12 protein-coding genes and 1 pseudogene are annotated in these 12,293 nt (G+C 60.7%); 5 read left to right on the top strand and 8 right to left on the bottom strand.

The window, feature by feature from the left end; all coding sequences use genetic code 11:
- Positions 1-132 precede the first annotated feature (132 nt).
- Positions 133-681 (top strand): RNA 2'-phosphotransferase, encoded by a 549-nt coding sequence (locus PspCFBP13508_RS09630; protein WP_137214310.1) that lies wholly within the window; start codon positions 133-135, stop codon positions 679-681.
- A gap of 69 nt (positions 682-750) precedes the next feature.
- Here PspCFBP13508_RS09630 and trmB read toward each other — a convergent pair.
- The 4 genes and pseudogenes from trmB to PspCFBP13508_RS09655 form a co-directional block, all read right to left on the bottom strand.
- Positions 751-1,441, bottom strand: a pseudogene (gene trmB, locus PspCFBP13508_RS09635) (tRNA (guanosine(46)-N7)-methyltransferase TrmB); the annotation flags it as partial.
- Between the two features lie 9 nt (positions 1,442-1,450).
- On the bottom strand, positions 1,451-2,245 hold the full coding sequence (locus PspCFBP13508_RS09640; protein ID WP_007964131.1) for a thiazole synthase: 795 nt from the start codon (positions 2,243-2,245) through the stop codon (positions 1,451-1,453).
- 60 nt (positions 2,246-2,305) lie between these two features.
- Entirely contained in the window at positions 2,306-2,506 is a 201-nt protein-coding gene (gene thiS, locus PspCFBP13508_RS09645) for a sulfur carrier protein ThiS (RefSeq protein WP_161984075.1), read from the bottom strand.
- A 181-nt stretch (positions 2,507-2,687) separates the two neighbouring features.
- A complete protein-coding gene (locus PspCFBP13508_RS09655) occupies positions 2,688-3,059 on the bottom strand; it encodes a DUF423 domain-containing protein (protein WP_137214311.1) in 372 nt (123 codons plus the stop codon).
- Between the two features lie 74 nt (positions 3,060-3,133).
- On the opposite strand from PspCFBP13508_RS09655, the gene mtgA reads away from it, so the two are divergent.
- On the top strand, positions 3,134-3,856 hold the full coding sequence (gene mtgA / locus PspCFBP13508_RS09660; protein WP_137214312.1) for a monofunctional biosynthetic peptidoglycan transglycosylase: 723 nt from the start codon (positions 3,134-3,136) through the stop codon (positions 3,854-3,856).
- 179 nt (positions 3,857-4,035) lie between these two features.
- Here the strand turns inward: mtgA and rpoH are convergent, their stop codons facing one another.
- The 4 genes from rpoH to ftsY form a co-directional block, all read right to left on the bottom strand.
- Entirely contained in the window at positions 4,036-4,890 is an 855-nt protein-coding gene (rpoH, locus tag PspCFBP13508_RS09665; protein WP_016772717.1) for an RNA polymerase sigma factor RpoH, read from the bottom strand.
- Positions 4,891-5,005: 115 nt separating this feature from the next.
- Entirely contained in the window at positions 5,006-6,031 is a 1,026-nt protein-coding gene (gene ftsX, locus PspCFBP13508_RS09670) for a permease-like cell division protein FtsX (RefSeq protein WP_053124717.1), read from the bottom strand.
- Positions 6,028-6,699: a cell division ATP-binding protein FtsE gene (gene ftsE, locus PspCFBP13508_RS09675; protein WP_016772715.1), complete on the bottom strand. Its 672-nt coding sequence runs from the start codon at positions 6,697-6,699 to the stop codon at positions 6,028-6,030. Before ftsE ends, ftsX begins: the two co-directional genes overlap by 4 nt.
- Positions 6,696-8,138, bottom strand: a complete 1,443-nt coding sequence (gene ftsY, locus PspCFBP13508_RS09680; RefSeq protein ID WP_137214313.1) for a signal recognition particle-docking protein FtsY — start codon at positions 8,136-8,138, stop codon at positions 6,696-6,698. Before ftsY ends, ftsE begins: the two co-directional genes overlap by 4 nt.
- 608 nt (positions 8,139-8,746) lie before the next feature.
- On the opposite strand from ftsY, the gene PspCFBP13508_RS09685 reads away from it, so the two are divergent.
- Genes PspCFBP13508_RS09685 through rsmD form a run of 3 tightly spaced genes read left to right on the top strand, consistent with a single transcriptional unit; the run spans position 8,747 to position 12,187 of the window.
- Positions 8,747-10,102 (top strand): pitrilysin family protein, encoded by a 1,356-nt coding sequence (locus tag PspCFBP13508_RS09685; RefSeq protein ID WP_125916683.1) that lies wholly within the window; start codon positions 8,747-8,749, stop codon positions 10,100-10,102.
- A complete protein-coding gene (locus PspCFBP13508_RS09690; protein ID WP_137214314.1) occupies positions 10,095-11,585 on the top strand; it encodes a pitrilysin family protein in 1,491 nt (496 codons plus the stop codon). Before PspCFBP13508_RS09685 ends, PspCFBP13508_RS09690 begins: the two co-directional genes overlap by 8 nt.
- The gene (gene rsmD, locus PspCFBP13508_RS09695; RefSeq protein ID WP_137214315.1) at positions 11,585-12,187 is read left to right on the top strand and encodes a 16S rRNA (guanine(966)-N(2))-methyltransferase RsmD; all 603 of its coding nucleotides are present in this window, start codon (positions 11,585-11,587) and stop codon (positions 12,185-12,187) included. Before PspCFBP13508_RS09690 ends, rsmD begins: the two co-directional genes overlap by 1 nt.
- Positions 12,188-12,293 lie beyond the last annotated feature (106 nt).

Raw genomic sequence — 12,293 nt, forward strand, 5'->3', positions numbered from 1 at the left:
AACACCCCGAAACGAAATGTGGGAGCGAGCCTGCTCGCGAAGGCGTCTTAACATCCAACATCATCGTTGATAGTCAGACCGCTTTCGCGAGCAGGCTCGCTCCCACAGTTGATCGCAATGAAAGGGAAGTTCATGAGTAAAAAACTACTGGATGAGACGAGCAAATTTCTCAGCTTCGTGTTGCGTCACGAGCCTCAAGCGATCGGACTGAATCTGAATTCGGAAGGCTGGGCAAATATCGATGCACTGATCAGCGGCGCGGCGCGTGATGGCAGACATTTAAGTCGTGAGCTGATTGAAAACATCGTGACCAGCAGTGACAAGAAGCGTTTTACGATTTCCGCTGATGGCCACTGTATACGCGCTGTTCAAGGCCACTCGGCGAAAAGCGTTGATCTGCAATTCGAGCAGAAACAGCCACCGCAAACGCTCTACCACGGAACAGCGACGCGTTTTCTCGACTCGATCCACGAACAAGGCTTGATTCCAGGACAACGCCATCAGGTGCATCTGTCCGATGAGATCGCCACCGCGTCGGCCGTGGGTCAACGCTACGGAACGCCAGTCGTTCTGAAGGTTGCCGCGAAGCAGATGGAAGAACAGGGCTTCAAGTTCTATCAGGCCGAAAATGGCGTCTGGTTGACAGAGCAGGTGCCCGCTCGATTTCTTGCCCCCCTGTAATCTCCTCATACACAAAACAATTGTGGGAGCGAGCCTGCTCGCGAAGGCGTCTTAACATCCAACATCATNCATGGCCAAGACGTTCGCCGCGGCGTTCGAACTTGGTGATCGGGCGTTCGGCCGGGCGTGGGACGCATTTGCCGTCTTCGGCGAGGTTGCGGTAGCCCGGGGCGACGTTCATCACTTCCAGCATGTACTCGGCGTACGGTTCCCAGTCGGTGGCCATGTGCAGAATGCCGCCGACCTTCAACTTGCTGCGCACCAGTTCGGCGAACGAGGCCTGGACGATGCGGCGCTTGTGGTGGCGGCTCTTGTGCCACGGATCCGGGAAAAACAGCATCAGGCGATCGAGGCTGTTATCGGCGATGCAGCGGTTGAGCACTTCGATCGCGTCGCAATCGTAGACCCGCAGGTTGGTCAGCCCTTGGGTCAGCACGCCATTGAGCAGCGCGCCGACACCCGGACGGTGCACTTCAACACCGATGAAATCCTGCTCCGGAGCAGCAGCGGCCATTTCCAGCAGCGAGTGGCCCATGCCGAAACCGATTTCCAGCGAGCGCGGTGCCGAGCGGCCGAACACCTGGTCGTAATCGACCGGCGCATCGGCCAGCGGCAGCACGTACAGCGGCGCGCCCTGGTCCAGTCCGCGTTGCTGGCCTTCGGTCATGCGCCCGGCGCGCATCACGAAACTCTTGATGCGGCGGTGTTGGCGCTCGTCGCCTTCGTCCGGCTGGACAGGCGTGTCGTTCGATTCAGTCATCAATGGCTCTTACTTGATCAGACCATCCAGCGGCGAAGAGGCGCTGGCATAGAGTTTTTTCGGCATGCGGCCGGCGAGGTACGCCAGGCGACCGGCAACGATGGCGTGCTGCATGGCTTGCGCCATCATGACCGGTTGCTGGGCGTGGGCGATGGCCGAGTTCATCAGTACGGCGTCGCAACCCAGCTCCATGGCGATGGTCGCGTCGGAAGCGGTACCGACACCGGCATCCACCAGCACCGGGATCTTGGCTTCTTCGAGGATGATCTGCAGGTTGTACGGATTGCAGATGCCCAGACCGGAGCCGATCAGACCGGCCAGCGGCATGACGGCGATGCAGCCGATTTCGGCCAACTGGCGAGCAATGATCGGGTCATCGCTGGTGTAGACCATCACGTCGAAGCCTTCCTTGACCAGCGTTTCGGCGGCCTTGAGGGTTTCGATCACGTTGGGGAACAGGGTTTTCTGGTCGGCCAGCACTTCCAGCTTCACCAGGTTGTGGCCGTCGAGCAGCTCACGCGCCAGGCGGCAGGTGCGCACGGCTTCGATGGCGTCGTAGCAACCAGCAGTGTTCGGCAGGAAGGTGTAGCGATCCGGCGACAGCACTTCGAGCAGGTTCGGCTCGCCTTCGATCTGGCCCAGGTTGGTGCGGCGCACGGCGAAGGTGACGATCTCGGCACCCGAGGCTTCGATGGCCTGGCGGGTTTCTTCCATGTCACGGTACTTGCCGGTACCGACCAGCAAACGCGACTGGTAAGTACGACCGGCCAGCACAAAAGGCTTGTCGCTACGAACGATGCTCATGGGGAATCCTCTTTAGGGGTGAGGGTCTTGCAGAATTCTGTGCCCTCGCGGGCCAGGCGATCAGCCGCCACCGATGGCGTGCACCACTTCGACGTTGTCGCCGTCGTTCAATGTGGTATCGGCATGCTGGCTGCGCGGGACGATGTCCAGATTGAGCTCTACCGCCACACGGCGCCCGGTCAGCTCCAGACGAGTGATCAGGCCCGCAACGGTTTCACCGTCGGGCAATTCAAAGGACTCACCGTTCAACTGAATGCGCATGCACAACGCCGCCATCATTTTTAGGGGCTGGCATTCTAGCCCGATCAATCAGGCTGACCCAAGCCATTCGTCTTGAAACACGTCCGTGTAGGAGCTGCCGAAGGCTGCGATCTTTTGATCTTGAAAAACAAAATCAAAAGATCGCAGCCTTCGGCAGCTCCTACAGGAGGGAGCGCCAGATTCAGGATAGGCGCCAAGCGGCGAGGCCGAGGCAAACCCAACCGATGAGAAACGCGAGGCCACCAAACGGCGTGATGATGCCGAGTTTGCTGATGCCGGTCATGGTCAGCAGATACAGGCTGCCGGAGAACAACACCATGCCGACGGTGAAGGACAGGCCGGCCCAAGTAATCAGGCGCCCTTGAATCTGCGTGGCCAGCAGCGCAACGCCGAACAGCGCGAGTGTGTGCACCAGTTGGTAGGTGACGCCGGTGTGGAAAATCGTCAGGTATTCCGGCGTCAGACGGTTTTTCAGGCCATGGGCGGCGAACGCACCCAGCGCAACACCGGTGAATCCGAAAAAAGCGGCCAGCATCAAAAAGCCACGCAGCATGGGGAACTCCAGTCAGACGCCATCGGCAGGGTCTGTATAATGGCCCGCTCCACGGGTTCGGCCAAGCCATCTCTATGCTGCGTTCAATTTTCCGTCATCTCACGAAGGCCCTGCTCTGGTTCGCCGGCGGCAGTGTCTTGCTGGTGCTGGTGTTCCGCTTCGTGCCACCGCCGGGCACGGCGTTGATGGTCGAGCGCAAGGTCGAATCCTGGGTCGACGGCGAGCCGATTGACCTGCAGCGCACCTGGAAACCGTGGAAGGAGATCTCCGATGACCTGAAAGTGGCGGTAATTGCTGGCGAGGACCAGAAATTTCCCGAGCACTGGGGCTTCGATCTGCGCGCGATTCAGGCCGCTCTGGCCCACAACGAACTGGGCGGTTCGATTCGCGGCGCCAGCACTTTGAGCCAGCAGGTGTCGAAAAATCTCTTTCTCTGGTCCGGCCGCAGCTATCTGCGCAAGGGTTTGGAAGCGTGGTTTACCGCGCTGATCGAGGTGTTCTGGCCCAAGCAGCGGATTCTTGAAGTGTATCTGAACAGCGTCGAGTGGGATGACGGCGTGTTTGGCGCTGAAGCGGCGGCGCGGCATCACTTTGGCGTGAGTGCTAAGTCATTGTCGCGTCAGCAGGCGAGTTATCTGGCGGCGGTACTGCCCAATCCACGGGTGTGGAGCGCGAGTCATCCGACCGGTTATGTATCGCGACGTGCCGGGTGGATTCGGCAGCAGATGAGTCAGTTGGGCGGGGACAGTTACTTGCTCGGGCTGAATGATTCGCGACGGGCGCCTTGGGCTGAATAACACCGAAATTCCAATGCGGGAGCGAGCCTGCTCGCGAAAGCGGTGTGTCAGCCTGTGTTGATGTCACTGATAAACCGCATTCGCGAGCAGGCTCGCTCCCACAGGGATTTGTGTTGAAACAGAAATAAAAACGCCCCGATCATCGCTGATCGGGGCGTTTTTTGTTGCGGATTCGCCAGTTAGGCGGCGATCGACAACTTGAGCTTGTTCATCGCGCTCTTTTCGAGCTGACGGATTCGCTCGGCCGACACGTTGTACTTCTGCGCCAGGTCGTGCAGCGTGGCTTTTTCTTCCGCCAGCCAGCGCTGGTAGAGGATGTCACGGCTGCGTTCGTCCAGCACTTCCAGTGCTTCGTGCAGGTTGGTGTTGGAGTTGTCGCTCCAGTCGGCATCTTCCAGTTGACGCGCCGGGTCGTACCGGTGGTCTTCCAGGTAGTTGGCCGGCGACTGGAAAGCACTGTCGTCGTCGGCTTCGGCAGCCGGGTCGAAGGCCATGTCATGGCCGGTCAGGCGACTTTCCATCTCGCGCACTTCACGTGGTTCGACGCCAAGGCTTTCCGCCACACGGTGGACTTCCTCGTTGTTCAGCCACGCCAGGCGCTTCTTCTGGCTGCGCAAGTTGAAGAACAACTTGCGCTGGGCCTTGGTGGTCGCGACTTTCACAATGCGCCAGTTGCGCAGGATGAACTCGTGAATTTCCGCCTTGATCCAGTGCACAGCGAACGACACCAGACGCACACCCATTTCCGGGTTGAAGCGCTTGACGGCCTTCATCAGGCCGACGTTGCCTTCCTGGATCAGGTCAGCCTGGGCCAGACCGTAGCCGGAATAGCTACGGGCAATGTGTACGACAAAACGCAGGTGGGCGAGCACCATCTGCCGAGCCGCCCCCAAATCCTGCTCATAGTAGAGACTCTCGGCCAGTTCACGCTCCTGCTCCGGCGTCAGCAATGGAATGCTGTTGACGGTGTGCACATAGGCTTCCAGGTTCGCACCCGGAACCAGCGCATACGCAGGTTGCAAAGAATTGGTCATACGAAAAAACCTCCCACTTACATACTCGTGCCTCTCGGCACTGCGAAAAATTGACCGGGAACTCAGGTACAAGTTCCCATAAAAACCGCAAGGTCAATCACGCGCAAAAAAGATTCTACTTCGGCGCCAGCTCCCTGAGATGACGTGCGACTGCAATCCATGCACCGATATAACCCAACAGCACCGCGCCAAGCAAGAGCGACAGACCGTCGGCCACTGGCACACCGGCCAGGGCGAAATCACTGCCGTACAAGCCGGCCAGTCCGACCACCGCATCGTTCAGCCAGTTCAGGCCGAACGCCAATACACCCCACGACAACAGCCCTGCACCGAAGCCATACAACGCGCCCATATAAAGGAAAGGACGACGCACATAACTGTCAGTGCCGCCGACGAGTTTAATCACTTCTATCTCGGTGCGGCGGTTTTCAATATGAAGACGAATGGTATTGCCTATCACCAAAAGTAATGCAGACACCAACAACACCGTCAGACCGAAGACAAAGCGGTCGCCAAGCTTGAGGATGGCGGCCAGACGCTCGACCCAGACTAGATCAAGTTGCGCCTGTTGTACCTTGGGCAGCTCGGAAAGTTTTTGTCTTAATGCTTCGAGTGTCGGCTTGTCGACTTCGTTCGGTGTGACCAGCACCACACCCGGCAACGGGTTCTCGGGCAGTTCACGCAGGGCTTCGCCCAGACCGGACTGCTGCTGGAACTCTTCCAGCGCCTGATCGCGGCCGACATATTCGGCATCAGCGACGCCGGGCATGCCTTTGATCTGTTCACGCAACGATTCGCCCTGTTCCGGGCTGGCATCGAGTTGCAGGTACAGGGAAATCTGCGCCGCGCGCTGCCAGGAACCGCCAAGACGCTCAACGTTGTTGAGCAACAGCGACAGCCCCATCGGCAGACTCAGCGCAACGGCCATGACCATGCAGGTGAAGAAGCTGCCGATCGGCTGTTTGCCGAGGCGGCGCAGGCTGTCGAGCAGACTGGCGCGATGGCTTTCGATCCAGGCGCGGAACAGCGTGGCGAAGTCCGGGCCGTCGTCATCGTCGTGCTTTTTCTTTTTCTGCGGTTGCGGATCGGCGGCCTTCGGGGCCACGCGCTCGGATACCTTCGGACTGCGTGTCGCACTCATACCCCGGCCTCCCCGTCGCCGATCAAGCGGCCGCGTTGCAGGGTCAGCATGCGGTGACGCATGCGCGCGATCAGCGCCAGGTCGTGACTGGCAATCAGCACACTGGTGCCCAAACGGTTGATGTCTTCAAACACACCCATGATTTCAGCGGCCAGACGCGGGTCGAGGTTACCGGTCGGCTCGTCCGCCAGCAGCAAGGCCGGGCGATGGACGATGGCGCGGGCAATGCCGACGCGCTGTTGCTGACCGGTGGACAGGTCGCCCGGGTACAGATCGGATTTGTCCGACAGTGCCACGCGTTCCAGCGCCGAATCGACGCGCTTGGCGATCTCGACCTTGGACAGGCCGAGGATCTGCAGCGGCAAGGCGACGTTGTTGAACACCGTACGATCGAACAGCAACTGGTGATTCTGGAACACCACGCCGATCTGTCGGCGCAGGAACGGAATCTGCGCATTGCTGATGGTGCTCAGGTCTTGCCCGGCGAGCAGCAGTTTGCCGCTGGTCGGCCGTTCCATTGCCAGCAACAGGCGCAACAGCGTGGATTTACCGGCACCGGAGTGACCGGTGACAAACAAGAACTCGCCACGACGGACTCGAAAGCTCAGCTCATGCAAGCCGACGTGACCGTTCGGGTAGCGTTTACCGACCTGTTCGAAACGAATCATGAACGCTCCCGCTCGGCAAACAGTGCCTGGACAAAGGGTTCGGCTTCAAAGGTACGCAAATCGTCGATGCCTTCACCGACGCCGATGTAGCGGATCGGCAAGCCGAACTGCTTGGCCAGGGCGAAAATCACCCCGCCCTTGGCGGTGCCGTCGAGCTTGGTCAGGGCCAGGCCGGTCAGTTCGACGGTCTGGTTGAACTGTTTGGCCTGGTTGATGGCGTTCTGGCCAGTACCGGCGTCGAGCACCAGCAGCACTTCGTGCGGCGCGTCAGCGTCGAGCTTGCCGATCACCCGGCGAACCTTTTTCAGCTCTTCCATCAGGTTGTCTTTGGTGTGCAGGCGACCGGCGGTGTCGGCGATCAGCACATCGATGCCACGGGCCTTGGCTGCTTGCACCGCGTCGAAGATCACCGAAGCCGAATCAGCGCCGGTGTGCTGGGCGATCACCGGTATCTTGTTGCGCTCGCCCCAGACCTGCAATTGCTCCACGGCCGCTGCACGGAAGGTGTCACCGGCCGCCAGCATGACTTTCTTGCCTTCCAGTTGCAGCTTCTTCGCCAGTTTGCCGATGGTGGTGGTTTTGCCGGCGCCGTTGACGCCGACCACCAGGATCACGAAAGGCTTGTTCTGCGAGGCGATTTTCAGTGGCTGTTCAACCGGTTTGAGCATCGCTGCCAATTCGGCCTGCAGAGATTTGTACAGGGCGTCGGCGTCTGCCAGTTCCTTGCGTGCGACCTTCTGGGTCAGGCGCTGGATGATCTGCGTGGTGGCTTCAACGCCGACGTCGGCGGTGAGCAGACGGGTTTCGAGGTCGTCGAGCAACTCATCGTCGATGGTCTTGCGCCCGAGGAACAGGCTGGCCATGCCCTCGCCGATGCTGGCGCTGGTCTTCGACAGGCCTTGCTTGAGACGGGCGAAGAAACCGGCTTTGGTTTCCTCGGCGCGCGGGGTTTCGACGGGCGTTTCTACAGGCGCTTCGACCGGCACGATAGGAGCGACAACTGGCGCAGCGGCAAGCGGTGCAGGCTCAGGCTCGGACGGTGGGACAACCGGCTCAGGCACAGGCTGCGCCGCAACTTCGGCAACCGGCGCAGGAATCACTGGCGTCACATGCGGCGCCGCTTCTTCAACCAGCGCGACCGGCTCTTCTGCCACCGGCAAGGTCAGCCACGGCTCGGCGGCGGGCGTCAGCGGCAACTCGGGAGCGGCGGGCGCTTCCGGCTCGGCCTCAGCCTCCGGTTGCAGCACCGGCTCGGCGATCGGCAGCACAATCGGCGCCGGCTCTTCTTCTATTACAGGTGCTGGCGCGGGGGCCGGCTCAGGAATCGCGGGCGGCTGTTCGACGACGGGTTCCTGCGGTTTCTTCCGCAGCCATCCGAACAGGCTTTTCTTCTCGCCAGCCGCAGCTGGGCTCTTCTTGTCGTCGTTGGAACCAAACATGGAGGACGGCTATCTCACGGTAGCGACGCGCCAACAGGGCGCCCCGGCAAATAAATATTCGATGCAGAACAGACTGTGTTTCATCCAGCTTGTTCACGCGCAACATTTTGTCGAGGCACCGAAGGCACCTCAAGGATCGTATTAACGTTGATCTAAACCGGCAAAGATCGGCGAAAACGCGGAGTTTAGTGGGAAAAACACAGCTTTTCGCCGCAAACCTATACAGCCTTATCAAACCCTGAAGCCTGATAGGCGTGGCCGCCAGTAAAACGGATCAGTATCCTAGGGCGTGTCATTGATCATTACCAGTACCGCGTGGCCGCCTGAAAACGGGCCAGACAAGGCGCAGGCCGCAGGGAATGTGCTTTCCTTGCCAAGGACTGCAACGCAGTATGGCCCGTTTTCAGGCGCCACCCGGAGGGCCGGGCCTGATAGTGTGCAGGGCTGCGTTGCTCGGAGTTTATTTGGAACAACCAAACCACACTCCTCGCGCCTTGCCCTGCACACTATCAGGCGCCGGCGCGGTACTGGTAATGATCAATGACACGCCCTACCTCTCGCCCGCCGACGCTAAGACCAAGCGGGCAGCCCAACAGGTTGAAAAACGAATGAATGCTCTAGCCCGCCGCGCTGCTGGCCTGCTGCTCAGCGCAGTCTGCCTGCCCCTTTCGGCCCTGGCGGCCGACCCGCAACCGACCCATGAATTCACCCTCGACAACGGCCTCAAGGTCGTCGTGCGCGAAGACCATCGTGCGCCGGTGGTCGTTTCGCAGATCTGGTACAAGGTCGGCTCCAGCTACGAGACTCCGGGCCAGACCGGTCTGTCCCACGCGCTCGAGCACATGATGTTCAAGGGCAGCGAAAAGGTCGGCCCCGGCGAAGCTTCGCTGATCCTGCGCGACCTCGGCGCCGAAGAAAACGCCTTTACCAGCGACGACTTCACGGCTTATTACCAGGTGCTGGCCCGTGATCGTCTCGGCGTGGCCTTCGAGCTGGAAGCCGACCGCATGGCCAACCTGCGCCTGCCGGCCGACGAGTTCGCCAAGGAAATCGAAGTCATCAAGGAAGAGCGCCGCCTGCGCACCGATGACAAGCCGATGTCCAAGGCCTATGAGCGCTACAAGGCCATGGCCTACCCGGCCAGCGGTTATCACACGCCGACCATCGGCTGGATGGCTGACCTCGACCGCATGAAAGTCGAGGAACTGCGCCACTGGTACCAATCCTGGTACGCGCCGAACAACGCCACGCTGGTGGTGGTCGGTGACGTCACTCCAGACGAAGTGAAAACCCTCGCCCAGCGCTATTTCGGCCCGGTCGCCAAACGCGACGTGCCACCGGCGAAAAAACCGCTGGAACTGGCCGAGCCCGGCGAACGCCAGATCACCCTGCGCGTGCAGACCCAACTGCCGAGCCTGATGCTTGGCTTCAACGTGCCGAGCATTGCTACCGCTGAAGACAAACGCTCGGTCAACGCCTTGCGCTTGATCTCGGCGCTGCTCGACGGCGGCTACAGCGGACGCATCCCGACGCAGCTGGAACGCGGCGAAGAGCTGGTCTCCGGCGGCTCGTCGGACTATGACGCCTACACCCGTGGCGACAGCCTGTTCACCCTGTCGGCGACGCCGAACACACAGAAGAAAAAGACCATCGCCCAGGCCGAAGCCGGTTTGTGGAAACTGCTCGAGCAGCTGAAAACCACCGCGCCGTCTGCCGAAGAGCTGGAACGCGTCCGCGCTCAAGTCATCGCCGGCCTGGTCTACGAGCGCGACTCGATCACCAGCCAGGCCACCGCGATCGGTCAACTGGAAACGGTCGGTCTGTCGTGGAAGCTGATGGACACCGAACTGGCCGATCTGGAAAGCGTGACTCCGCAAGACATCCAGAACGCCGCGAAAAAGTATTTCACCCGCGAACGTCTCAGCGTCGCCCACGTCCTGCCAATGGAGACGACTCATGAGTGAGCGCAAAACCCCACGCCTGATGCTGCTTGGCCTGATTGCTGTCGCGGTGATCGGCTCGGCAGCGGTTTATCTGTCTCCAAGCGCTGACAGCCATGCCAGCGAAGCCCTGGATAACGCAAAAACCAGCCAAAAGTTGCAATCGCTGGCAGAACTCGACGGCAAAGCCCCGGCCAGCCGCAAGCTCGATGTGCAGACCTGGAACACCGCTGAAGGCGCGAAAGTGCTGTTCGTCGAAGCCCATGAACTGCCGATGTTCGACATGCGCCTGATCTTCGCCGCTGGCAGCAGCCAGGACGGCAACGCGCCCGGCCTCGCGGTGCTGACCAACGCCATGCTCAACGAAGGCATCGCCGGTAAAGACGTCGGTGCGATCGCGCAGGGGTTTGAAGGCCTCGGCGCCGACTTCGGCAACGGTGCGTTCAAGGACATGGCGCTGGCTTCGCTGCGCAGCCTCAGCGCACCTGAGCAGCGTGAACCGGCGTTGAAGCTGTTCGCCGATGTGGTCGGCAAACCGACCTTCCCCGCCGATTCCTTCGCGCGCATCAAGAACCAACTGCTCGCCGGTTTCGAATACCAGAAACAGAACCCCGGCAAACTCGCCAGTCTGGAGCTGATGAAGCGCCTGTATGGTGATCATCCGTACGCGCATTCCAGCGACGGCAATCCGCAAAGCGTGCCGAAGATTACCGTCGCGCAATTGCGCGAGTTCCACGCTAAGGCCTACGCCGCCGGCAATGCGGTGATTGCACTGGTCGGTGATCTGTCGCGAGCCGAAGCCGAGGCGATCGCCAATCAGGTTTCCTCTGCCCTGCCGAAAGGTCCGGCACTGGCGAAAATCGCCGCACCTCAGGAACCGAAGGCCAGCGTCAACCACATCGAGTTTCCGTCGAAACAGACCAACCTGATGCTCGCGCAACTGGGCATTGATCGCGACGATCCGGATTACGCCGCGCTGTCGCTGGGCAACCAGATCCTCGGCGGCGGTGGTTTCGGTACGCGCCTGATGAGCGAAGTGCGCGAGAAGCGCGGCCTGACATACGGCGTGTATTCGGCGTTCAGCCCGATGCAGGCCCGTGGGCCGTTCATGATCAATCTGCAGACCCGCGCCGAGATGAGCGAAGGCACGCTGAAACTGGTGCAGGACGTGCTCGCCGACTTCTTGAAAACCGGGCCGACACAGAAAGAACTCGACGATGCCAAGCGCGAACTGGCCGGCAGCTTCCCGCTGTCCACCGCGAGCAACGCCGACATCGTTGGCCAGCTCGGCGCGATGGGCTTCTATAATCTGCCGCTGAGCTATCTCGACGATTTCATGCGTCAGTCACAGAGCCTGACCGTAGAGCAAGTCCGCGCTGCGCTTAACAAACACCTGAGCACGGAGAAAATGGTCATCGTCACCGCTGGCCCGACCGTGCCGCAAAAGCCGTTACCGGCCCCATCTGATAAACCTGCCGAGCAACCGCTCGGGGTTCCGGAGCATTAATGGCGACTCGAGCACCGAAAAAACCTGTGCAAAACGTGCACAACGGCGTCAATCAGCTGCGCATCATTGGCGGCCAGTGGCGCAGCCGCAAGCTGAGCTTTCCCGACGCACCGGGCCTGCGCCCGACCCCGGATCGCGTGCGTGAAACCCTGTTCAACTGGCTGGCGCCGTATGTCGAAGGGGCGAAAGTGCTCGACCCGTTCGCCGGCAGCGGTGCGCTGTTTCTCGAAGCCCTGTCCCGTGGCGCGGCCACGGCCCAGGCGCTGGACGCCAGCAACGTTGCGGTTTCCAGCCTGAAAGAACACCTCGGCACTCTGCGCTGCGCCAATGGTCAGGTACAGACCGCCGACGCGCTGCGCTATCTGGAAACGCAGACCGCGACGCCGTTCGATCTGGTGTTCCTCGACCCACCGTTCAATCAGAATCTGCTGCCTGCGGTATGTACGTTGCTGGAAGAGCGCCAATGGCTGGCGGCCGATTCGTGGATCTACACGGAAAGCGAAACAGCGCCATCGACGCTGGGCCTGCCGGGCAACTGGCGCCTGCACCGCGAACAGAAATCCGGTCGCGTGTATTACGCGTTGTGGCAACGCAGCGCCTGACCCTGCCTGCACTGGGTTGAGAGTGCGGTAAATAGTTACCGCACCCTGCCCCTCGCAAATCGCCACAGTGGTTGCCGCAATCTGCGTTAACCACTGAGGACATTTC

The sequence above is a fragment of the Pseudomonas sp. CFBP13508 genome (assembly GCF_005233515.1).
Classification (GTDB): Bacteria; Pseudomonadota; Gammaproteobacteria; order Pseudomonadales; family Pseudomonadaceae; genus Aquipseudomonas; species Aquipseudomonas mercuritolerans.